The organism is Priestia megaterium (assembly GCF_009497655.1).
Classification (GTDB): Bacteria; Bacillota; Bacilli; order Bacillales; family Bacillaceae_H; genus Priestia; species Priestia zanthoxyli.
The window spans coordinates 3,911,590-3,933,614 of sequence record NZ_CP023317.1 but is presented as its reverse complement, the minus strand read 5'-3'; the positions used below and the strand labels follow the sequence as shown (position 1 = coordinate 3,933,614).

The window sequence follows — 22,025 nt, the reverse complement described above, 5'->3', positions numbered from 1 at the left end:
GCGAGAGAAGCCACTCACTTATTTCTGGTGGGTGGAGGTTTGACTCTATTACATGAAGGGGGTAATACCCATTGAACACAGTCATTGCGTTTGTCGTCATTTTTGGAGCTCTTGTATTCTTTCATGAGCTTGGTCATTTAGTTTTTGCAAAGCGTGCAGGCATCTTATGCCGTGAGTTTGCCATTGGGTTTGGTCCCAAAATCTTTTCATTTAAACGAGATGAAACAGTTTATACCATTCGCTTACTGCCTCTAGGTGGATTTGTTCGAATGGCTGGAGAAGACCCGGAAATGATTGAAGTTAAGCCTGGTCAAATGGTGGGCCTCATGTTTGATAAGGAAGGCAAAGTAAATAAAGTCATTATTAATAACAAGGAACAGCATCCAAATGCAAAAGTTATTGAGGTAGAGCAAGCAGACTTAGAGCATAATCTATTTATTTCAGGTTATGAAGAAGGTGAAGATGAACATCTGCAAAAATTCGAGGTAGCAGAAGAATCTTACTTTGTTATGGACGGAGAAGACATTCAAATTGCACCTTACAGCCGTCAGTTTGCTTCCAAAACTCTTGGTCAGCGTGCGCTAGCCATTTTCGCTGGTCCGCTAATGAACTTTATATTAGCCTTTGTTATTTTTATCGTTCTTGGGATTTCTCAAGGATATGTTGTTGACAAACCTGTGATGGGCAAATTAACATCAGATGGAGTAGCCGTTGATGCGGGACTTAAACAAGGAGATAAAGTTCAAGCAATTGATGGACAAAGTGTTTCAACGTGGGATGATGTCGTAAAAGTAATTCAAAAACATCCTGAACAGCAAATTACATTCACGGTTCAGCGCGGCGGCAAAACCCTAGATATTCCAATTACACCTGAAAGCCGCAAGGTTGGGGAACAGACAATTGGATTAATTGGCGTATATGCACCGGTTGAAAAGTCATTCATTGGTTCGATCACGCACGGAGCTACTGAAACATATACGTGGATGAAAGAAATCTTAACGGGCCTTGGGAAGCTTGTGACAGGACAGTTCAAACTGGATATGCTTTCTGGTCCTGTAGGTATTTACGCAGCAACCGATCAAGTAGCACAGTCAGGCATTTATTACCTAATGAAATGGGCAGCCGTTTTAAGTATTAACTTAGGGATTGTCAATTTGCTTCCACTTCCTGCTTTAGATGGAGGACGACTATTATTCTTCGCTGTAGAAGGAATTCGCGGTAAGCCAATTGATCGTCAAAAAGAAGGGATTGTTCATTTTATCGGTTTTGCTTTATTAATGCTGCTGATGCTCGTTGTAACGTGGAATGATATTCAAAAGTTCTTTTTATAAGACATACGCTCAGCGAGGGATATTCCCTCGCTGATTATATGAAAATTGCGGCATGGTCCGCCTTAAAAAATAAGATAGAGAAGTAAGCAAAGAGGTGCGAGGTTATGAGACAAAGTTCTACATTGATTCCTACATTAAGAGAAGTGCCAGCTGATGCGGATATAAAAAGCCATCAGCTTCTATTGCGCGCAGGTTATATGCGCCAAAATGCAAGCGGCGTGTACAGCTTTTTACCGCTTGGTAAGCGTGTATTGCAAAAAGTTGAACAAATTGTTCGTGAAGAGATGGACCGTGCAGGTTCTGTCGAATTATTGATGCCTGCTTTACAACAAGCTGAATTGTGGCAAGAGTCTGGCCGCTGGTATTCATATGGGCCTGAGTTAATGCGTATGAAAGATCGTCACGGCCGTGAATTTGCTTTGGGAGCAACACACGAAGAAGTTATCACAAGCTTGCTTCGTGATGAAGTGAAGTCATACAAACGTTTACCGCTAAATTTATATCAAATTCAAACGAAGTTCCGCGATGAAAAACGTCCACGCTTTGGCTTATTACGCGGTCGTGAATTTATTATGAAAGATGCATATTCGTTTCATGCTTCTCAAGAAAGTTTAGATGAAGTCTATGATAAAATGTTTGCTGCCTACAGCCGCATCTTTGAGCGCTGCGGATTAAATTTCCGTGCGGTTATCGCTGATTCAGGTGCAATGGGCGGAAAAGATACGCATGAATTTATGGTTCTTTCTGAAATCGGGGAAGATACAATTGCTTATTCAGATACATCTTCTTATGCAGCAAATGTTGAAATGGCACCGGTTGTAAATACGTATGAAAAATCAGATGAAGCTGAAAAAGAATTAACAAAAGTGGAAACACCAAATCAGCATAGCATTGAAGACGTAGCTGCTTTCTTAAATGTTGAAGCGACTTCTTGTATCAAGTCCCTTTTATTTAAAGTAGATGATCGTTTTGTGCTTGTACTTGTTCGGGGGGATCACGAAGTAAACGATATTAAAGTGAAAAACTATTTTGAAGCTTCCGTCGTTGAACTGGCAACTCCAGAAGAAACAAAAGAAGCATTAAAATGCGCAGTTGGTTCAGTAGGACCGATTGGTGTAAGTGATTCAGTAGAAGTGGTAGCTGATCATGCGGTAAAAGCAATCGTTAACGGTGTATGCGGAGCAAATGAAGAAGGTTATCACTATACAAATGTGAATGAACGTAACTTTAATGCAACTTACGAAGATTTCCGCTTCATCCAAGAAGGAGATCAGTCACCGGATGGACAAGGTGTTATTAAGTTCGCTAAAGGTATCGAAGTCGGACATGTCTTTAAGCTAGGAACTCGCTACAGTGAAGCGATGGGAGCAACGTATCTAGATGAGAACGGACGCAGCCAGCCAATGATTATGGGTTGCTATGGTATCGGTGTTTCTCGTACAGTAGCTGCGATTGCAGAACAATTCAATGATGAAAACGGTCTTCTATGGCCAGAGGCTGTTACGCCTTATCAAGTGCACGTTATTCCAGTTAACGTGAAAAATGATGAACAGCGTGAACTAGGTGAGAAATTATATAATGAGTTATTAGATAATCGCTTTGAAGTGCTGTTAGATGACCGCCAAGAGCGTGCAGGAGTAAAATTTGCAGATTCAGATTTAATTGGTCTTCCTGTTCGAGTAACAGTTGGTAAACGTGCATCTGAAGGAATTGTAGAAGTAAAAGTACGGAAAACTGGGGAGTCACTAGAAGTGTCAGTTGACAATCTTGTTTCAACAGTGAAAGAACTGCTAGCGAAGTAATGAAGCAGCGGGGATTTGTATCCCTGCTGTTTTTATGTTTATAAACAGAACATATGACAGAATAGAAGTCATTTATGTTAAAATAGATTGCACTCATTTATAAAAGGAGGCAGAAAACTTGGAAGCACAAACGCTAGGAAAAAAGGAGCGTTTTAAGTTGCTGCTGCAGCAGTTAGAGCTGACGAGTGATCAAATTGTTCCTTATTTTGAAAACGCAGCGATTGAAAAGCTCGTCATTCAGAAAGAACAAAAAAAATGGCATTTTCATTTTTCTTTAGAAGGGTTATTACCTTTTGAGATCTATGAGTTATTCCATGCTCGCATGTCTTCAGCTTTTTCTCATATTGCGAGTGTTTCTTTTTCTATTCAAACCGTTAATAAAGAATGTACGGAAGAGCATGTACAGTCATATTGGAAGCATTGTATTGGAGAAATGCAGGGAATATCCCCGCTTTTACAGTCGCTTTTACAAGATCAAATGCCGAGATTGAACGGTGCCAAATTGATTGTGAACGCACGACATGATGCAGAAGGAACGGCTTTACGTAAAAAGTACAGTCAGTTAATTGCTGATCAGTATGCGTCCTATGGCTTTCCGAACCTTCAGCTAATGACGGAAGTTGTACATTCAGAAGAAGCATTTCAGCAGTTTGTAGAGCAACGAAAACAAGAAGATACAGAAAAAGTATTACAAGCCATCACAGAAATGCAAAATAAAGAAAATGAAAAAAGTGATGGACCAGACCTACCAAAAGGTCCGCTTACAATTGGATATACGATTAAAGACGAGACGGTTCGCCTAGACTCCATTGTGGATGAAGAAAAGCGAATTGCCGTTGAAGGATACGTATTTGATGCAGAAACTAGAGAATTACGAAGCGGACGTACGCTTCTTATTTTTAAAGTGACAGATTATACAAACTCTATTATGGTTAAAATGTTTTCACGTGACAAAGAAGATATTCCTTTACTTCAAGCGATTAAAAAAGGAATGTGGGTAAAGGTTCGCGGAAGTGTACAAAATGATACATTTGTCCGTGATTTAGTTATGATTGGAAATGATGTCAACGAGATTACCGGTCCTGCTAGACAAGATACAGCGCCTGAAGATGAAAAGCGTGTGGAGCTTCACTTGCATACGCCAATGAGTCAAATGGATGCTGTTTCATCTGTTGGAGCTTTAGTCGGACAAGCTAAAAAATGGGGACATCCGGCTGTAGCGATAACTGATCATGCGGTTGCACAGTCGTTTCCTGAAGCATATGGAGCCGGGAAAAAGAACGGCATTAAAATACTGTACGGAGTGGAAGTTAATTTAGTAGACGACGGCGTGCCGATTGCCTATAATCCGAAGCATGTGGATTTGACAGAAGCAACTTACGTAGTATTTGACGTCGAAACAACCGGTTTGTCAGCCGTATACGATACCATTATTGAACTTGCTGCCGTGAAGATGAAAGAAGGAGAAATCATTGATCGATTTGAACGGTTTGCAAATCCTCATCATCCTCTGTCTGCAACAACAATTGAGCTGACAGGTATTACAGATGATATGGTCCAAAATGCGCCTGAAATCTCAGAAGTACTTCGTGATTTTCACGAGTGGATGGGTGACAGTATTTTAGTCGCTCATAATGCAAGCTTTGATATGGGATTTTTAAATATGGGACTGCAAAAAATCGGTTTAGAAAAAGCAGCTAACGGCGTTATTGATACGCTTGAACTCGGAAGATTTTTGTATCCGCATATGAAAAACCATCGTTTGAATACTCTTGCTAAAAAGTTTGATATTGAACTTGTGCAGCATCACCGCGCGATTTATGATGCGGAAACAACTGGCTATTTGTTAAATAAAATGCTGAAAGATGCATTTGAACGGGAAATTACAATGCATGATCGCTTAAATGATTATATGGGAGAAGGGAATGCCTATCAGCGGGCCCGTCCTTATCATGCGACTCTTTTAGCACAAACCGACGTAGGATTAAAAAATCTATTTAAACTTGTTTCGATTTCTCATTTAAATTACTTTTATCGAGTTCCGCGAATTCCAAGATCTCAGCTTGACAAATATCGAGAAGGCATCTTGATTGGAACCGCATGTGACCGAGGCGAAGTATTCGAAGGCATGATGCAAAAAGGAATTGATGAAGTAGAAGGAGTAGCTGAATTTTATGATTACATCGAAGTACAGCCTCCTGACAACTACAAGCACTTAATTGAACTAGATTTAGTGCGAGATGAGAAAGCCTTAAAAGATATTATTAGCAATATTGTGAAGCTTGGTGAAAAGATTGGAAAGCCGGTTGTAGCAACAGGAAATGTTCATTATCTCAATCCGGAAGACAAAATTTACCGAAAAATTTTAATTGGTTCACAAGGCGGGGCTAATCCTTTAAACCGTCATCAGCTGCCGGATGTTCACTTTAGATCAACGGATGAGATGCTGAATTGTTTTTCATTTTTAGATGGGGACAAAGCGAAAGAAATTGTTGTTCATAATACGCAAAAAATAGCCGATATGATCGATGATATTAAACCAATTAAAGATGATTTATATACGCCGAAAATTGAAGGTGCGGACGAAGAAATGCGTGAAATGAGCTATGCGATGGCACGCAGCATCTACGGTGAAGAGCTGCCTGAAGTAGTAGAAGCTCGTCTAGAGAAAGAGTTGAAAAGTATTATCGGCCACGGGTTTGCCGTTATTTACTTGATCTCGCATAAACTCGTTAAAAAATCATTAAATGATGGTTACTTAGTTGGTTCACGTGGTTCCGTAGGGTCTTCATTTGTTGCGACGATGACGGAAATTACAGAAGTAAACCCACTGCCGCCGCATTATGTGTGTCCAAAATGTAAGAAATCCGAGTTTTTTAATGACGGTTCCGTAGGTTCTGGATTCGATCTGCCGGACAAAAGCTGCGACGATTGTGGCGTACCGTTTATTAAAGATGGACACGATATTCCGTTTGAAACGTTCTTAGGATTCAAGGGAGACAAGGTTCCCGATATCGATTTGAACTTCTCCGGAGAGTATCAGCCGCGAGCTCATAACTATACAAAAGTACTGTTTGGAGAAGATAATGTATACCGTGCGGGAACAATCGGTACAGTTGCCGAAAAAACAGCTTATGGCTATGTAAAAGGCTATGCTGGTGACCGCGATTTACATTTACGAAACGCAGAAGTGGATCGTTTAGTAGCAGGATGTACGGGCGTAAAACGTACAACTGGTCAGCATCCAGGAGGAATTATTGTTGTACCGGACTATATGGATATTTTCGATTTTTCACCCATCCAGTTTCCAGCTGACGACCGTAATTCCGAATGGAGAACAACTCATTTTGACTTCCATTCGATTCATGATAATTTATTAAAACTTGATATACTCGGACACGATGATCCGACCGTGATTCGCATGCTTCAAGATTTAAGTGGAATTGATCCAAAAACAATTCCGACGGATGATCCTGAAGTGATGAAAATTTTTAGTGGAACGGAATCACTTGGCGTAACAGAAGAACAAATTATGTGTAAAACAGGAACGCTTGGCATACCTGAATTTGGAACGCGCTTTGTGCGTCAAATGTTAGAAGATACGAAGCCAACGACGTTTTCAGAACTTGTTCAAATCTCGGGACTGTCGCACGGGACGGACGTATGGCTTGGTAATGCGCAGGAGCTAATTCGCAATGATATTTGCAACTTAAGTGAAGTAATCGGCTGTCGTGATGACATCATGGTTTATCTAATTTATCAAGGTCTTGAACCTTCACTTGCTTTTAAAATTATGGAGTCTGTGCGTAAAGGGAAAGGGCTAACACCTGAATTTGAAGAAGAAATGATCAAAAATGGTGTTCCGGACTGGTATATTGATTCTTGTAAAAAGATTAAGTACATGTTCCCTAAAGCCCATGCGGCTGCTTATGTATTGATGGCCGTGCGTATTGCTTATTTCAAAGTGCACCACGCGCTTCTTTATTACGCAGCATACTTTACGGTTCGTGCAGATGACTTTGATATTGATACGATGATTAAAGGATCAACTGCCATTCGAGCGAAGATGGAAGAAATCAATGCCAAAGGTTTAGATGCATCTCCTAAAGAGAAAAACTTATTAACGGTGCTTGAGCTTTCTTTGGAAATGTGCGAACGAGGCTATTCATTTAAAAAAGTAGATTTATATGAATCGAGTGCAGACGAATTTTTAATTGACGGCACATCTTTAATTCCGCCGTTTAATGCCATTCCTGGTCTTGGCACAAATGCAGCACTGAACATTGTAAAAGCTCGTGAAACGGGAGAGTTTTTATCGAAAGAAGACTTGCAGCAGCGAGGCAAAGTATCGAAGACGATTTTAGAGTATCTAGACAACCATGGATGCCTTGAATCATTACCTGATCAGAACCAGCTTTCTCTTTTCTAACATTTGCATAAAATAAGCGGTTATGATATAGTAATTGTGGAAATGCTAAGGATACGGACGAGAAAGAGTGGGGAAACCCGCTCTTTCTTATTGATATGAACTTACTGTCATAGTAAGTAGTATGGAGAACGAATCGGCTTCTAGCATGATTCGTTTTTTCTGTAGATTTTCAATCACCATGATTGATTTATTATGTGACGTTTAAAATCCTGCAACACAAATGACAACATTTCCACTCTAGTAGGTTAGACCTCTTATAGAGTGCAAAATAAAAATAGCAAATAAACCACTCTTTTTTGATATAAGAGACATAAAAAACGCGTAACCTAAACATACCATGCAATGTCTCGAAGGGAGGATTAGAATGAGTAAAAATGTAAAACAAACAGTGGAAGAAATGGTTTCCCCTATCTTAGAGGAAATGAATTTAGAGCTTGTTGAAATTGAATACGTAAAAGAAGGAAAAGATTGGTTTTTACGTGTGTTTATCGACTCTGATACCGGCGTGGATATCGAAGACTGCGGAGCAGTAAGTGAAAAATTGAGTGAGAAAATGGATGCAGTAGATCCAATCCCTCATAACTATTTTTTAGAAGTATCATCGCCTGGTGCGGAACGCCCATTAAAAAAAGATAAAGATTTTGAACGTGCAATTGGTAAGCATGTATACATAAAAACATATGAACCAATTGAAGGTGCAAAAGAATTTGAAGGCGAATTACAATCATTTGACGGAGAAACTGTCACATTATCTATTCGTATCAAAACACGCACAAAAACGGTGATTTTACCATATGACAAAGTCGCTTTTGCTCGATTAGCGATTGTATTTTAATGTGTAGGGGCCAATATTAAAGGGGGATTATCCAACGATGAGCAGTGAGTTATTTGATGCCTTAGTCATTCTTGAAAAAGAGAAAGGCATTAGCAAAGATGTAATTATTGAAGCAATTGAAGCAGCGCTAATTTCTGCTTACAAACGCAACTTTAACCAAGCGCAAAACGTACGCGTTGATTTAAATTTAGAAAGAGGTTCAATGCGCGTGTTTGCTCGCAAAGATGTGGTTGATGAAGTATATGATCCACGTCTAGAAATTTCGGTTGAAGAAGCACAAACAATCAACCCTAACTTCCAGCTAGACGATGTGGTTGAAATCGAAGTAACGCCAAAAGACTTTGGACGCATCGCGGCTCAAACAGCAAAACAAGTTGTTACACAGCGTGTTCGTGAGGCGGAGCGCGGCGTTATCTACTCAGAGTTCAGCGATCGTGAAGAAGATATTATGACAGGTATTGTTCAGCGTCAAGATTCTCGCTTCATTTACGTGAGCCTTGGCAAAATTGAAGCATTGCTTCCTCAAAGCGAGCAAATGCCAAATGAGCAGTATAAACCTCATGATCGTATTAAAGTGTATATTACGAAAGTAGAAAAAACAACAAAAGGACCACAAATCTATGTTTCACGTACGCATCCAGGTCTTTTAAAACGTCTTTTCGAAAAAGAAGTTCCGGAAATCTATGACGGTACAGTTGAATTAAAATCAGTAGCTCGCGAAGCTGGAGACCGTTCAAAAATCTCTGTTCATTCTGAGTATGCTGAAGTAGATCCGGTCGGCTCTTGTGTTGGGCCAAAAGGTCAGCGCGTACAGGCTGTTGTGAATGAACTAAAAGGTGAAAAAATTGACATCGTTCGCTGGTCAAATGACCCAGTTGAATTTGTTGCCAATGCCCTAAGTCCATCTAAGGTAGTAGATGTGATTGTAGATGAAAATGAAAAAGCAACAACTGTTATCGTTCCTGACTATCAGCTGTCACTTGCAATTGGTAAGCGTGGACAAAATGCACGTCTAGCCGCTAAGCTGACAGGCTGGAAAATTGATATTAAAAGTCAATCAGAAGCTGAGCAAGAAGGTATGGTTGTAAAAAGCAGCGATGATATGCTAGTAAGTCAACATGCATTTGATTCAGATGAAGATATGGAATAAGAGGTGAGCCAAGGTGAACAATCGTAAAAAAGTCCCGATGCGAAAATGTGTGGCCACTGGAGAAATGAAGCCTAAAAAAGAGCTAGTACGCGTTGTACGTTCAAAAGAAGGCGACGTTTCAGTTGATGTAACGGGTAAAAAGTCCGGGCGCGGAGCTTATGTAAGCAAGGATAAAGAAGCAATTTTATTGGCAAAAAAGAAAAATGTGCTTTCGACACATTTAGGCGCGTCAATAGATGAAGCGGTTTATGAAGAGTTGCTAGCGCTTGTAGAAAAGGAGAAACAGTCACGCTAATGAATGAACAGTGGATCTCTTTTTTAGGGCTTGCAAACCGTGCACGCAAATTGATTTCTGGAGAAGAACTTGTGGTTAGAGAAGTTCGGAAACAAAAAGCAAAGTTAGTACTTTTAGCAAGCGATGCGTCTGAAAACACAAAGAAAAAAGTAACGGATAAATGTTCTTACTACAACGTTTCGGTTAGAATGGTTCCCGATCGCTACACGCTAGGTCAAGCGATTGGTAAAGATGCTCGAGTTGTGGTAGCCGTTATGGACGAGGGATTTGCTAAAAAGCTAGCAACGATGCTCGGTTAATTTTATGGGGGTGAAAGTATTGAATAAAAATACAAAATCAACAGCTAACAAAGGAAACAATAAAGGTAACAAAAAGCCACAGGCACAAAAGTCACAGGCACCAAAAGGTAGACCAGCTCCAGCAGCTGCAAAAGAGTTACCGGAAAAAGTAACGTTTGTCGGAAGCTTAACGGTTTCTGAGTTAGCAAAAGAATTAGGCAAAGAGCCTTCTGAAATTATTAAAAAATTATTTATGCTTGGTGTAATGGCAACAATTAACCAAGAGTTAGATAAAGATTCTATCGAACTAATTGCCGGAGAATACGGTGTAGAAGTTGAAGAAGAAGTAGTAGTAGATGACACTGCTTTTGAATCATTAGAAATTATTGACGACGAAAAAGACCTTCAAGTGCGTCCTCCAGTTGTTACAATCATGGGTCACGTTGACCACGGTAAAACGACGCTTCTTGACTCTATCCGTAACACAAAAGTAACGGCTGCAGAAGCAGGCGGTATCACGCAGCATATCGGTGCTTATCAAGTTGTGGTTGATGAAAAGAAAATTACATTCCTTGATACACCAGGGCATGCTGCATTTACAACAATGCGTGCTCGCGGTGCGCAAGTAACGGATATTACAATCCTTGTTGTTGCAGCAGACGATGGTGTAATGCCTCAAACAATTGAAGCGATTAACCATGCAAAAGCGGCAGAAGTGCCAATTATTGTTGCGGTTAACAAAATGGATAAAGAAGCAGCAAATCCAGATCGCGTTATGCAAGAACTAATGGAGCACGGCCTTGTAGCTGAAGAGTGGGGCGGAGAAACAATCTTCTGTAAGCTTTCAGCCATTTCAGGTGAAGGGATCGATCAATTACTTGAAATGATTTTACTTGTAAGTGAAGTAGAGGAGTTAAAAGCAAATCCTAACCGTCGTGCAGCAGGTACAGTTGTAGAAGCACAGCTAGATAAAGGCCGTGGGTCTGTAGCAACGCTTCTTGTTCAAACTGGTACACTACGCGTAGGTGATCCAATCGTAGTCGGAAATACGTTTGGCCGCGTTCGTGCAATGGTAAATGATATCGGCCGCCGTGTGAAGGAAGTAGGACCATCTACTCCGGTTGAGATTACTGGCTTAAACGAAGTTCCATTAGCTGGAGATCGTTTCTTAGTATTTGAAGATGAGAAAACCGCTCGTCAAATCGGAGAAGCTCGTGCTCAAAAGCAGCTTGAACAACAGCGCGGTGAAAAATCTCGCGTAAGCTTAGATGATTTATTTGAAAAAATTAAACAAGGTGAAATGAAAGACTTAAACCTTATCGTAAAAGCAGACGTACAAGGTTCTGTAGAAGCATTGGCTGCTGCTCTTCAAAAGATTGATGTAGAGGGTGTAAATGTTCGTATTATCCATACGGGTGTAGGCGCAATTACAGAATCTGATATCATTCTTGCAACTGCTTCTAACGCAATCGTTATCGGCTTTAACGTGCGTCCAGATGCTGGAGCAAAACGTACAGCTGACGTAGAAAACGTAGATATTCGTCTTCACCGCATTATTTATAAAGTAATTGAAGAAATTGAATCTGCGATGAAAGGAATGCTTGACCCTGAGTTTGCTGAAAAAATCATCGGTCAAGTGGAAGTACGTCAAACATTCAAAGTATCAAAAGTTGGTACAATCGCAGGAAGTTACGTAACAGACGGTAAAATTACGCGTAACAGTGGAATTCGTTTAATCCGTGACGGAATTGTTATCTTTGAAGGTGAAGTAGATGTGCTAAAACGCTTTAAAGACGATGCAAAAGAAGTCGCTCAAGGATATGAGTGTGGTATTACAATTAAAAACTTCAATGATATTAAAGAAGGAGATATTATTGAAGCATATGTAATGGAGCAAATTGATCCTAAATGATTGGACTAGTGGAGTGTGAATGCTTAATTTACGATGCTGCTTCTCTTAAAGAAAAACGTGCCGTGCTTCAGCGCATCTTGATGCGCTTGAAGCAGCGGTTTAACGTATCGGTTTCAGAAACTGATTTTCAAGATGTGTGGCAACGAACAAAAATTAGCATTGTCACAGTCTCATCTAGCCGTGTCACAACGGAACAAGAACTGCAAAAAGCGCTAAGCTTGATTGATTCTTTTCCAGAGATTGAACGTACCATTACAACTTTTGATTGGTTATAAAAGGGGTGACACAGATGAACATAAGAGCAACTAGAGTCGGAGAACAAATGAAAAAAGAGATGGGCGAGATTTTAAATCGTAAAATCAAGGATCCGCGCATCGGTTTTGTGACTGTAACAGATGTTCAAGTATCAGGCGATTTACAGCAAGCGAAAGTTTATATCTCTGTTTTAGGAGATGCTGAACAGCGTGAGAATACGTTAAAAGGCCTTGCGAAAGCAAAGGGATTTATCCGCTCAGAAATCGGTCAGCGCATTCGCTTACGTAAAACACCTGAAATTACGTTTGAGTTTGATGAATCAATTGATTATGGTAATCGAATTGAATCATTGCTTCATGAAATAAAAAAAGAAAGCGATGACCATCAAGAGAACGAATAAGATCAGTGAATGTAGAAACAAAAAAGGGTGTCTCAAAAGTGGTTTTTGCTTCTGAGACACCCTTTTTTAAATGAAAAGGAGATGAAGAATGAGTGGACGGTGTTTTAGTTTTACATAAACCAGCTGGCCTGACTTCGCACGACTGTGTGTTTAAAGTCCGAAAGCTGCTTCGCACTAAAAAGGTAGGGCATACAGGCACATTAGACCCAGACGTTACAGGGGTATTGCCTATTTGTATCGGTAGAGCTACCAAGATTGTAGAATATCTAACAGGAGCTACTAAAACCTATGAAGGGGAAGTTACACTCGGGTTTTCTACAACAACAGAAGATTCTTCCGGAGAGGTTGTAGAAGAAAAGAAAGTAGCGGATTCTTTTTCACGTGCTCAAATCGAAGAAGTGCTGTCTTCGATGACAGGAGAACTTCAGCAAGTCCCTCCAATGTATTCAGCGGTAAAGGTCAAAGGTAAAAAACTATATGAATATGCAAGGCAAGGAATCGAAGTAGAGCGCCCAGTTAGAACCATTCATATCTATAACTTTGAACTGCTGGATGATCGCGCTACATTTGAGGGAGAACAAATTTCCTTCAAATTCCGCGTAACGTGCAGCAAAGGTACATATGTGCGAACGCTTGCTGTGATGATTGGAGAAGCTCTTGGCTATCCATCTCATATGTCGTATTTGCAGCGAACAGGTTCCGGGCAGTTTTCACTCAAAGATTGTGTGACATTTGAAGATATTGAACGGGCGGTAGAAGAAGAAACGATCAATGAGAAACTACATTCAATCGAAGAAGCTCTTAATCATTTGCCGAAACTTCAAATTAGTGATACATTAGCAGAGAAAGTGAAAAATGGCGCGGTATTGCCGTGTACGGAAGATGAAGAGTTAAAAAAAGAACCCTTCTTTTTAATGATAAATTCTGCAGGCAAGTGCTTAGCAATTTATGCTCAGCACCCAACAAAAAAACATTTAATGAAGCCGGTTAAAGTGTTGGCAATCGACTAGACCGGTTAGGGAAAAGGTGAACTGTGTTTTGGAAACGATTGAAATTCGACATCCACACCACTTTCAACGAGAAGCTGTTCAACAATCAGTGTTAGCGCTTGGTTATTTTGATGGTGTGCATTTAGGGCATCAGCAAGTGATAAATTCAGCAAAACAGTTAGCCGATGAAAAAGGCATAGCTAGTGCTGTGATGACGTTTACTCCTCACCCTTCTGTGGTGCTCGGGCGCAATGTGCAGCACATTGATATGATCACACCGCTTCAAGAAAAAAAGAAACTCATTGAGGAAATGGGAATTGACTTTTTATATATCGTTCATTTTGATAAACAGTTTGCAGCACTATTGCCTCAAGAGTTTGTTGATCAGTATATTATTGGACTGAATGTACAGCATGTGGTAGCTGGATTTGACTATACGTATGGAAAGTTAGGTAAAGGAACAATGGAAATACTACCATTTCATTCTCGATCAAAATTCACGCAAACAACAATTGATAAGTTAACAAATGGCGAAGAAAAAATTAGTTCAACGCTTATTCGCGAAAGTTTAGCAAATGGAGATATGCATCGAGTAAAAGAGCTGCTTGGCCGCTATTATGAAGTGTCAGGTACAGTGACTCATGGAGAAAAGCGAGGCAGGCAAATAGGTTTTCCTACTGCTAACATCGCTTTAGACGATGAGTATTTACTTCCACGCATCGGCGTGTATGCTGTTGAGCTTCAGCTTCACGGTAAGTGGTATGCAGGAGTGTGCAACGTGGGCTACAAGCCGACTTTTCACGATAATTTAGAAAAGCCAACAATCGAAGTCCACTTATTATCATTTGACGAGCAAATCTACGATCAGCACGTAACGGTGAAATGGCACCGAATGATTCGCTCAGAAAAAAAGTTCAGCGGCATCGAAGAGCTTGTCGGTCAGATCTCAAAGGACAAGGAAGAAGCCCTTGCTTATTTTGAAGGAATTCAAAAAAACAAGAAATAAAAAAATATATATAAATAGCTGCTACGACTTGCTTTTTGTTCTAATAAGTAGTAACATAACACTTGTATGTAAAACAACCATTGCTTGGCATTACGATTCACCAACGTTTTGCTCGGTAACTGGGGTTTAATAATAAGGAGGTGAATAGGATGGCTATCACACAAGAGCGTAAAAATGAAATCATTAGTGAGTACAAAACTCATGCGAACGACACTGGTTCTCCAGAAGTTCAAATCGCTGTCCTAACAGAGCAAATTAACAATCTAAACGGTCACTTACGTACTCATAAAAAGGATCACCATTCACGTCGTGGTCTTTTAAAAATGGTAGGTCGACGTCGTAACTTACTTAACTACCTACGTAACAAAGACGTTACTCGTTATCGTGAGTTAATCAACAAACTTGGTTTACGTCGATAATAAGAAGAAAGCGGGAGCATTCCCGCTTTTTTAGTATGTACATTTAAGAAACATTAAAGATGCTACATAATGTGAAAAAAGCTATTGTTTTTGGATATTTCGTTTATAATAAAACTATCACATTTGATTACATACATATTTTATATGTAGAGAGGGGTACTCGTCGATATGGAACAAGAAAAACGAGTGTTCTCTGTAGATCTAGCTGGACGAAAGCTAGAAGTTGAAGTTGGCCAGTTGGCAAAACAAGCAAATGGCGCAGCATTAATCCGCTATGGAGACACAGTTGTATTAAGTACAGCAACGGCTTCAAAAGAGCCTAAAAATGTAGATTTCTTCCCGTTAACAGTAAACTATGAAGAGCGTTTATATGCAGTCGGTAAAATCCCAGGTGGATTCATTAAGCGTGAAGGCAGACCAAGTGAAAAAGCAATCTTGGCTAGCCGTTTAATCGACCGTCCGATTCGTCCTTTATTCGCAGATGGTTTCCGAAACGAAGTTCAAGTTGTCAGCGTTGTAATGAGCGTAGACCAAAACTGTTCTTCAGAAATCGCAGCAATGTTTGGTTCTTCATTAGCATTATCAGTATCTGATATTCCATTTGAAGGTCCTATTGCAGGCGTAATCGTAGGCCGTGTAGACAATGAATTTGTTGTAAACCCAACGGTAGATGAGCTTGAAAAAAGCGATATTCATCTGACGGTTGCTGGTACAAAAGACGCGATCAACATGGTTGAAGCAGGCGCTGATGAAGTACCGGAAGAAGTAATGTTAGAAGCAATTATGTTTGGACACGAGCAAATTAAAAAATTAATTGCGTTCCAAGAAGAAATTGTAGCAGCAGTAGGCAAAGAAAAAGTTGAAGTTGAGCTTTATACTGTTAATGCTGACCTTGAGCGTCAAGTTCGCGAAATTGCAGAAGGTGACATGAATCGTGCTGTTCAAGTTCAAGAAAAGCATGCGCGCGAAAATGCGATTAAAGAAGTGAAAAGCGCTGTAGCTGCAAAATTTGAAGAGCAAGATGTAGAAGAAGAAGTACTAAATCAAGTGAATGAAATTTTGTCGAAGCTTGTTAAAAGTGAAGTGCGTCGCTTGATCACAGAAGAAAAAGTACGTCCTGATGGCCGTAGTATTGACGAAATTCGTCCACTTTCTTCTGAAACAAACTTGCTTCCACGTACACACGGATCTGGATTATTTACGCGTGGACAAACTCAAGCGCTTAGCATCTGTACATTAGGTGCACTTGGCGATGTGCAAATTTTAGATGGTTTAAGTGTAGAAGAATCTAAACGCTTCATGCATCACTATAACTTCCCTTCATTTAGTGTTGGTGAAACTAGACCGATGCGCGGACCGGGTCGTCGTGAAATTGGACATGGTGCGCTAGGTGAACGTGCACTTGAACCGGTTATTCCAAATGAAAAAGATTTCCCTTATACAATTCGTCTTGTATCTGAAGTATTAGAGTCAAACGGTTCTACTTCACAAGCAAGTATTTGTGCAAGTACGCTTGCAATGATGGATGCTGGGGTTCCAATTAAAGCACCTGTAGCAGGGATTGCAATGGGTCTGATCAAATCAGGTGAACACTACTCGATTCTAACGGACATTCAAGGAATGGAAGATCACCTAGGAGACATGGACTTTAAAGTAGCAGGTACCGAAAATGGCGTAACTGCGCTTCAAATGGATATTAAAATTGACGGGTTATCTCGTGAAATTTTAGACGAAGCCCTTCAACAAGCGAAAAAAGGCCGTATGCAAATCTTAAATCATATGATGTCAACGATTGCTACGCCTCGTCAAGAGCTTTCTCAATATGCGCCTAAGATCCTTACAATGGCGATTAACCCTGATAAAATTCGTGATGTTATTGGACCAAGCGGCAAGCAAATCAATAAAATCATCGAAGAAACAGGCGTTAAAATTGATATCGAACAAGATGGTACAATCTTCATTTCTTCTATTGATCAGCCGATGAATGAAAAAGCGAAGAAAATCATTGAAGATCTTGTACGCGAAGTTGAAGTCGGCCAAATGTACTTAGGAAAAGTAAAACGAATTGAAAAATTCGGTGCATTTGTAGAAATCTTCAGCGGAAAAGATGGGCTTGTTCATATTTCAGAGCTTGCAGAAGAGCGTATTGGAAAAGTCGAAGACGTTGTAGCGATTGGTGACGAGCTTTTAGTTAAAGTCATGGAAATTGATAAACAAGGTCGCGTTAACTTATCTCGTAAAGCAATTTTAAAAGAACAAAAAGAAAAAGAAGAAAAAGCAAAAGAAACAAAATAATCTTCTTTTACTACTATATAGATATTGTGAAATCGTCCATACATGAAGAAAATCCATGTGTAGGGCGATTTTATCGTTTGTAGATGTTTGTTCTACCTTGTCCTCTTTATACATATTTTAAATGGTAAAGGGGGAAGGATAAGTGAAGAGAACCATTGTGCAATTTACAGCATTTCTATTTTTACTGGCAATTACATATAAATCTATTTATAATCCTTTTGCTGAAGCATATATAGAAGCACTTAAATCCGATGTACAACTTGTATCAGCTCAGCATGATGCGTTATATCAAAAGATTGAAGAAAAAGCAAAAGATTATGAAAAGCCAGCAGCGAATGCACGAATCGATCCCGTTTGGAAACGGGTTCCTGGCTATAACGGCATAAAAGTTGATCTTGCTGCTTCTTATAAAAATATGAAACCTGCGGGTAAATTTGATGAAAAAAAATTAGTGTACAAACAGGTTAGACCAAAGGTTCACTTGAAGGATTTACCACAGGAACCTATCTACCGTGGACACGATGAAAAGCCTATGGTATCGTTTACAGTGAACGTAGCATGGGGGAACGAGTATTTGCCTAAAATGTTAGAAGTGCTGAAAAAGCACCATGCTAAAGCAACCTTCTTTTTAGAAGGAAAATGGGTTAAAAATAATCCAGATATGGCAAAAATGATTGTAGACGCAGGGCATGAAGTGGGAAACCACTCTTATTCTCATCCTGATATGGCCACTTTATCGGCTAGTCAAATCAATCAGCAGCTTAAAAAAACGAATGATATTATTACATCTACTACGGGACAAAAAGTAAAATGGTTTGCTCCGCCGAGCGGCAGTTTTCGCCCCGAAGTAGTAACGCTTGCTTCTCAGTTAAAAATGAGTACAATCATGTGGACAGTTGATACAATCGATTGGCAAAAGCCAAGTTCAGAAGTGTTAATTAATCGAGTAATGAAAAAGATTCATCCAGGGGCTATTGTACTGATGCACCCAACTGAATCAACGGCTGAATCGCTTGACCAATTGTTAACCGATATTGAACGCAAAGGCCTGAAAGTTAGCGATGTGTCAACAATGCTAGATGAAGAAAGAATGATGAAAATACCTTCTTCTACTAAGAAGTAAGTGAGATAAGCAAAAGGGAGGCACTAGCTTGATAAAACGATATACGTGCAAAAATGGTGTAAGAATTGTATTGGAAAATATCCCAACTGTTCGATCTGTGGCCATTGGGGTATGGATCGGAACGGGTTCTCGAAGTGAACACCCTGAAATTAATGGTGTATCACATTTTCTTGAACATATGTTTTTTAAAGGAACAAAAACAAGATCTGCTCGTGAAATTGCAGAAAGCTTCGACCGCATTGGGGGACAAGTAAATGCATTCACTTCTAAAGAATACACGTGCTACTATGCAAAAGTATTAGACGAACACGCAGATCAAGCGCTAGATGTGCTGGCGGATATGTTCTTTAATTCTTCATTTGATGAAGAGGAATTAGCTCGTGAAAAAAATGTTGTATATGAAGAAATTAAAATGTATGAAGATACACCTGACGATATTGTACACGATCTATTAGGAAAAGCCGTATATGGTAATCATCCATTAGGGTATCCAATTTTAGGAACGGAAGATACGTTAAAAACATTTAACGGTGATTCGCTTCGTCAATATATGGAGCAAATGTATATTCCTGAAAACATCGTTATTTCAGTAGCTGGAAACATTGATGAGAGTTTTATACAACAGGTGGAAAACTATTTTGGTACATATACGTCAAGTCATTCCGCTCATCAATATGTTCAGCCTGAGTTCCATACAAATCATATTGCGCGCAAAAAAGAGACAGAACAAGCTCATCTTTGCCTTGGCTTTAAAGGTTTGCCAATCGGCGGAGAAGATGTATATAGCTTAATTGTATTAAACAACGTGCTTGGCGGAAGCATGAGCAGTCGTTTGTTCCAAGAAGTCCGTGAACAGCGCGGCTTGGCTTACTCTGTTTTCTCTTATCATTCTTCTTATCGAGACAGCGGTCTTGTAACGATTTATGGGGGAACTGGAAGCCATCAGCTCGACGTATTATATGATACGGTTCAAGAAACGCTTTATGATTTGAAAGACAAAGGTATTACGGATAAAGAACTTGCTAACAGCAAAGAGCAGCTGAAAGGAAACTTAATGCTGAGTCTTGAAAGTACAAATAGCCGTATGAGCAGAAACGGAAAAAATGAGTTAATGCTGGGCTATCACCGTTCATTAGATGAGATTTTAGACCTTGTTAATGCCGTGACTAAAGATAGTGTAAATGGTCTTGCACGAGATATTTTCAAAGACGAATTTGCGCTTTCATTAATAAGCCCGAGTGGAGATTTACCTAAGGGTTTTAAAGGAAATTAAACCATAAAAGTAAGGTTGGCTAAAATAATTGAGCCAGCCTTATTTTTATGTCATTTTTTGTATGGTTGTTCAATAAATTAGATGAAAGGAGGGATTTCATGAGATTAAGTGAGCTGAGTGGAAAAGAAATTGTAGATGTTAAGCGAGCAGAGCGTTTGGGTATTTTAGGGCAAACAGATCTTGAAATTAATGAACATACGGGACAAATTAATGCGCTTATTATTCCATCTGTGAAGTGGTTTGGATTTCGAAAACAAGGAGATGAAGTGCGAGTGCCGTGGGGGAATATCGAAAAAATTGGTACGGATATGGTGATTGTAAATGTTCATCAGCTAGAAGACATAAATAATGAGTCAACAAAATAACAAACGAGATGCTTCCTGCATCTCGTTTCTTTTATTTTCAGGGATAAAGATTCACCGATTCCTGTGTGTTTACATAGTATGTTGAAGAAAAGCAATAGGCATTCTAGGGCGTAATGATAGCACTTTACATCTCGATGGTTTAAGCGAAGGATACATCTATTTAATGTTAAAGAAGGTGAAAATGAAACATGTTAACGGATTTGCACATAGCTGTAATTGGCGGTGATGCTAGGCAGCTTGAAGTCATTCGAAAATTAATTCAATTAGATGCAAAAACCTCTCTTATTGGTTTTGATCAGCTAGATCATGGTTTTACAGGTGCGACGAAATATCAGATAGAGGAGCTGGATTTTTCAGATGTTGACGCCATCATCCTTCCAGTGCCTGGAACAAATCACGAAGGGCAAGTAGATACTATTTTTTCAAATGAAAAAGTAGTATTGACTGAAGAAATACTTCAAAAAACGCCTGAGCACTGCATTATTTATTCTGGTATTAGCAATGGGTATTTAAACGAATTAGTCAAAACGACAAACCGTAAACTCGTTCAGCTATTTGAGCGTGATGATGTAGCAATTTATAACTCTATTCCTACTGTTGAAGGTACCATCATGCTTGTTATTCAACATACGGATTTTACCATTCACGGTTCAAATATTTCTGTCCTAGGTTTAGGAAGAGTAGGAATGAGCGTGGCGAGGTCCTTTGCTGCACTTGGTGCCAATGTAAAAGTAGGAGCTAGAAAATCTGAACATTTAGCACGTATTGCTGAAATGGGTTTGCAGCCTTTCTATCTTTCTGAACTCGATAAAGAAATTGCTGATAGTGATATATGTATTAACACCATTCCATACCCCATCTTAACGGCTAAGACATTATCTAATGTCCCGACCCACGCGCTCATTATTGATTTAGCTTCAAAGCCTGGAGGAACCGATTTCCGCTATGCAGAAAAACGAGGAATTAAAGCTATTTTAGCACCTGGTCTTCCAGGGATTGTGGCTCCAAAAACAGCAGGTCAGATTGTCGCTAATGTATTAGTGAATTTATTAAAAGACGCTGCGGATGCGAGAGAGGAGAAAAAATAATGTCATTAAAAGGTAAAAGAATAGGATTCGGCTTGACCGGATCTCACTGTACGTATGATGCGGTTATGCCAGAAATTGAAAAGCTTGTTAATTTGGGAGCAGAAGTGTTACCGGTTGTTTCTTACACTGTACAATCCACAAATACTCGTTTTGGAGATGGAGAAGACTGGGTGAAGAAAATTGAGGAATTAACAGGTCACGCCGTCATCAATACAATTGTAAAAGCAGAGCCTCTAGGACCAAAGATTCCGCTTGATTGTATGGTAGTTGCCCCAATCACTGGGAATACGATGAGTAAGTTTGCGAATGCAATGACTGAATCTCCGGTACTCATGGCAGCTAAAGCAACGCTTCGTAATAATAAGCCAGTGGTACTGGGAATTTCGACTAATGACGCACTAGGGCTAAATGGTGTAAACTTAATGAGGCTAATGGCGACTAAAAATATTTATTTTATTCCATTTGGTCAAGATGACCCGGTGCTTAAACCAAATTCAATGGTAGCGCGTATGACGATGTTATCAGACACGGTGTACGCAGCGCTTGAAGATAAACAGATTCAGCCTGTTATTGTCGAAAGGTTCCGCGACGGTCAAGAGTCATAGGACATATATGCCTCTTGCTGTTGTATGAATCTGTTCAATACTGCGGCTGTAAGAGAACTCTCAATCTCAAAGAAGAGAAGATTTTAAAAATCTTCTCTTCTTTGACGCAATGAAGCATAATAATATGTTAAAATAGTCAGTATATGCAGATAAATGTTGAGTAGTTGAAAATTGT

At 39.7% G+C, this 22,025-nt stretch carries 18 protein-coding genes and 1 pseudogene; all 19 read left to right on the top strand.

Going from position 1 to position 22,025, the window contains the following annotated elements:
* Positions 1–71 precede the first annotated feature (71 nt).
* The 19 genes and pseudogenes from rseP (at position 72) to CEQ83_RS20010 (ending at position 21,850) form a co-directional block, all read left to right on the top strand.
* On the top strand, positions 72–1,331 hold the full coding sequence (rseP, locus tag CEQ83_RS20100) for an RIP metalloprotease RseP (RefSeq protein ID WP_028411405.1): 1,260 nt from the start codon (positions 72–74) through the stop codon (positions 1,329–1,331).
* Positions 1,332–1,435: 104 nt separating this feature from the next.
* The gene (locus CEQ83_RS20095; RefSeq protein WP_028411404.1) at positions 1,436–3,133 is read left to right on the top strand and encodes a proline--tRNA ligase; all 1,698 of its coding nucleotides are present in this window, start codon (positions 1,436–1,438) and stop codon (positions 3,131–3,133) included.
* A 118-nt stretch (positions 3,134–3,251) separates the two neighbouring features.
* Positions 3,252–7,562 carry a PolC-type DNA polymerase III gene (locus tag CEQ83_RS20090; RefSeq protein WP_028411403.1) on the top strand — a complete coding sequence of 1,437 codons (4,311 nt, stop codon included), beginning with the start codon at positions 3,252–3,254 and terminating at the stop codon, positions 7,560–7,562.
* Positions 7,563–7,926: 364 nt separating this feature from the next.
* Positions 7,927–8,397 (top strand): ribosome maturation factor RimP, encoded by a 471-nt coding sequence (gene rimP / locus CEQ83_RS20085; RefSeq protein WP_028411402.1) that lies wholly within the window; start codon positions 7,927–7,929, stop codon positions 8,395–8,397.
* A 37-nt stretch (positions 8,398–8,434) separates the two neighbouring features.
* Positions 8,435–9,547, top strand: coding sequence for a transcription termination factor NusA (gene nusA, locus CEQ83_RS20080; RefSeq protein WP_028411401.1), 1,113 nt, complete (start codon positions 8,435–8,437; stop codon positions 9,545–9,547).
* 13 nt (positions 9,548–9,560) lie between these two features.
* Positions 9,561–9,842 (top strand): RNase P modulator RnpM, encoded by a 282-nt coding sequence (rnpM, locus tag CEQ83_RS20075; protein ID WP_013058838.1) that lies wholly within the window; start codon positions 9,561–9,563, stop codon positions 9,840–9,842.
* Positions 9,842–10,141, top strand: coding sequence for a YlxQ family RNA-binding protein (locus tag CEQ83_RS20070; protein ID WP_028411400.1), 300 nt, complete (start codon positions 9,842–9,844; stop codon positions 10,139–10,141). Before rnpM ends, CEQ83_RS20070 begins: the two co-directional genes overlap by 1 nt.
* A 22-nt stretch (positions 10,142–10,163) precedes the next feature.
* A pseudogene (gene infB, locus CEQ83_RS20065) lies at positions 10,164–12,032 on the top strand (translation initiation factor IF-2); the annotation flags it as partial.
* Positions 12,029–12,307 (top strand): DUF503 domain-containing protein, encoded by a 279-nt coding sequence (locus CEQ83_RS20060; RefSeq protein ID WP_028411399.1) that lies wholly within the window; start codon positions 12,029–12,031, stop codon positions 12,305–12,307. The pseudogene infB and the gene CEQ83_RS20060, both read left to right, overlap by 4 nt.
* 14 nt (positions 12,308–12,321) lie before the next feature.
* The gene (gene rbfA, locus CEQ83_RS20055; RefSeq protein WP_013058834.1) at positions 12,322–12,687 is read left to right on the top strand and encodes a 30S ribosome-binding factor RbfA; all 366 of its coding nucleotides are present in this window, start codon (positions 12,322–12,324) and stop codon (positions 12,685–12,687) included.
* A gap of 92 nt (positions 12,688–12,779) precedes the next feature.
* Positions 12,780–13,697 (top strand): tRNA pseudouridine(55) synthase TruB, encoded by a 918-nt coding sequence (gene truB / locus CEQ83_RS20050; RefSeq protein WP_028411398.1) that lies wholly within the window; start codon positions 12,780–12,782, stop codon positions 13,695–13,697.
* A 28-nt stretch (positions 13,698–13,725) separates the two neighbouring features.
* Positions 13,726–14,682 (top strand): bifunctional riboflavin kinase/FAD synthetase, encoded by a 957-nt coding sequence (gene ribF / locus CEQ83_RS20045; protein ID WP_028411397.1) that lies wholly within the window; start codon positions 13,726–13,728, stop codon positions 14,680–14,682.
* A 149-nt stretch (positions 14,683–14,831) separates the two neighbouring features.
* The gene (gene rpsO / locus CEQ83_RS20040) at positions 14,832–15,101 is read left to right on the top strand and encodes a 30S ribosomal protein S15 (RefSeq protein WP_013058831.1); all 270 of its coding nucleotides are present in this window, start codon (positions 14,832–14,834) and stop codon (positions 15,099–15,101) included.
* A gap of 168 nt (positions 15,102–15,269) precedes the next feature.
* On the top strand, positions 15,270–17,396 hold the full coding sequence (pnp, locus tag CEQ83_RS20035) for a polyribonucleotide nucleotidyltransferase (protein WP_028411396.1): 2,127 nt from the start codon (positions 15,270–15,272) through the stop codon (positions 17,394–17,396).
* A gap of 142 nt (positions 17,397–17,538) precedes the next feature.
* Entirely contained in the window at positions 17,539–18,519 is a 981-nt protein-coding gene (locus CEQ83_RS20030; RefSeq protein WP_016765374.1) for a polysaccharide deacetylase family protein, read from the top strand.
* A gap of 28 nt (positions 18,520–18,547) precedes the next feature.
* Positions 18,548–19,792 (top strand): M16 family metallopeptidase, encoded by a 1,245-nt coding sequence (locus tag CEQ83_RS20025; RefSeq protein ID WP_028411394.1) that lies wholly within the window; start codon positions 18,548–18,550, stop codon positions 19,790–19,792.
* Between the two features lie 98 nt (positions 19,793–19,890).
* A complete protein-coding gene (locus CEQ83_RS20020; RefSeq protein ID WP_013058827.1) occupies positions 19,891–20,157 on the top strand; it encodes a YlmC/YmxH family sporulation protein in 267 nt (88 codons plus the stop codon).
* A gap of 188 nt (positions 20,158–20,345) precedes the next feature.
* Positions 20,346–21,245, top strand: coding sequence for a dipicolinic acid synthetase subunit A (gene dpaA / locus CEQ83_RS20015; RefSeq protein ID WP_098999593.1), 900 nt, complete (start codon positions 20,346–20,348; stop codon positions 21,243–21,245).
* The gene (locus CEQ83_RS20010) at positions 21,245–21,850 is read left to right on the top strand and encodes a dipicolinate synthase subunit B (protein WP_013058825.1); all 606 of its coding nucleotides are present in this window, start codon (positions 21,245–21,247) and stop codon (positions 21,848–21,850) included. The genes dpaA and CEQ83_RS20010 overlap by 1 nt, the downstream gene beginning before the upstream one ends.
* Positions 21,851–22,025 lie beyond the last annotated feature (175 nt).

Excerpts from the sequence above, each read along its gene's own strand:
- rimP (WP_028411402.1), top strand. The coding sequence starts at position 7,927 with ATGAGTAAAAATGTAAAACAAACAGTGGAAGAAATGGTTTCCCCTATC.
- CEQ83_RS20060 (WP_028411399.1), top strand. The coding sequence starts at position 12,029 with ATGATTGGACTAGTGGAGTGTGAATGCTTAATTTACGATGCTGCTTCT.
- CEQ83_RS20010 (WP_013058825.1), top strand. The coding sequence starts at position 21,245 with ATGTCATTAAAAGGTAAAAGAATAGGATTCGGCTTGACCGGATCTCAC.
- rpsO (WP_013058831.1), top strand. The coding sequence starts at position 14,832 with ATGGCTATCACACAAGAGCGTAAAAATGAAATCATTAGTGAGTACAAA.
- CEQ83_RS20095 (WP_028411404.1), top strand. The coding sequence starts at position 1,436 with ATGAGACAAAGTTCTACATTGATTCCTACATTAAGAGAAGTGCCAGCT.
- pnp (WP_028411396.1), top strand. The coding sequence starts at position 15,270 with ATGGAACAAGAAAAACGAGTGTTCTCTGTAGATCTAGCTGGACGAAAG.
- dpaA (WP_098999593.1), top strand. The coding sequence starts at position 20,346 with ATGTTAACGGATTTGCACATAGCTGTAATTGGCGGTGATGCTAGGCAG.
- CEQ83_RS20020 (WP_013058827.1), top strand. The coding sequence starts at position 19,891 with ATGAGATTAAGTGAGCTGAGTGGAAAAGAAATTGTAGATGTTAAGCGA.
- rbfA (WP_013058834.1), top strand. The coding sequence starts at position 12,322 with ATGAACATAAGAGCAACTAGAGTCGGAGAACAAATGAAAAAAGAGATG.
- nusA (WP_028411401.1), top strand. The coding sequence starts at position 8,435 with ATGAGCAGTGAGTTATTTGATGCCTTAGTCATTCTTGAAAAAGAGAAA.
- CEQ83_RS20070 (WP_028411400.1), top strand. The coding sequence starts at position 9,842 with ATGAATGAACAGTGGATCTCTTTTTTAGGGCTTGCAAACCGTGCACGC.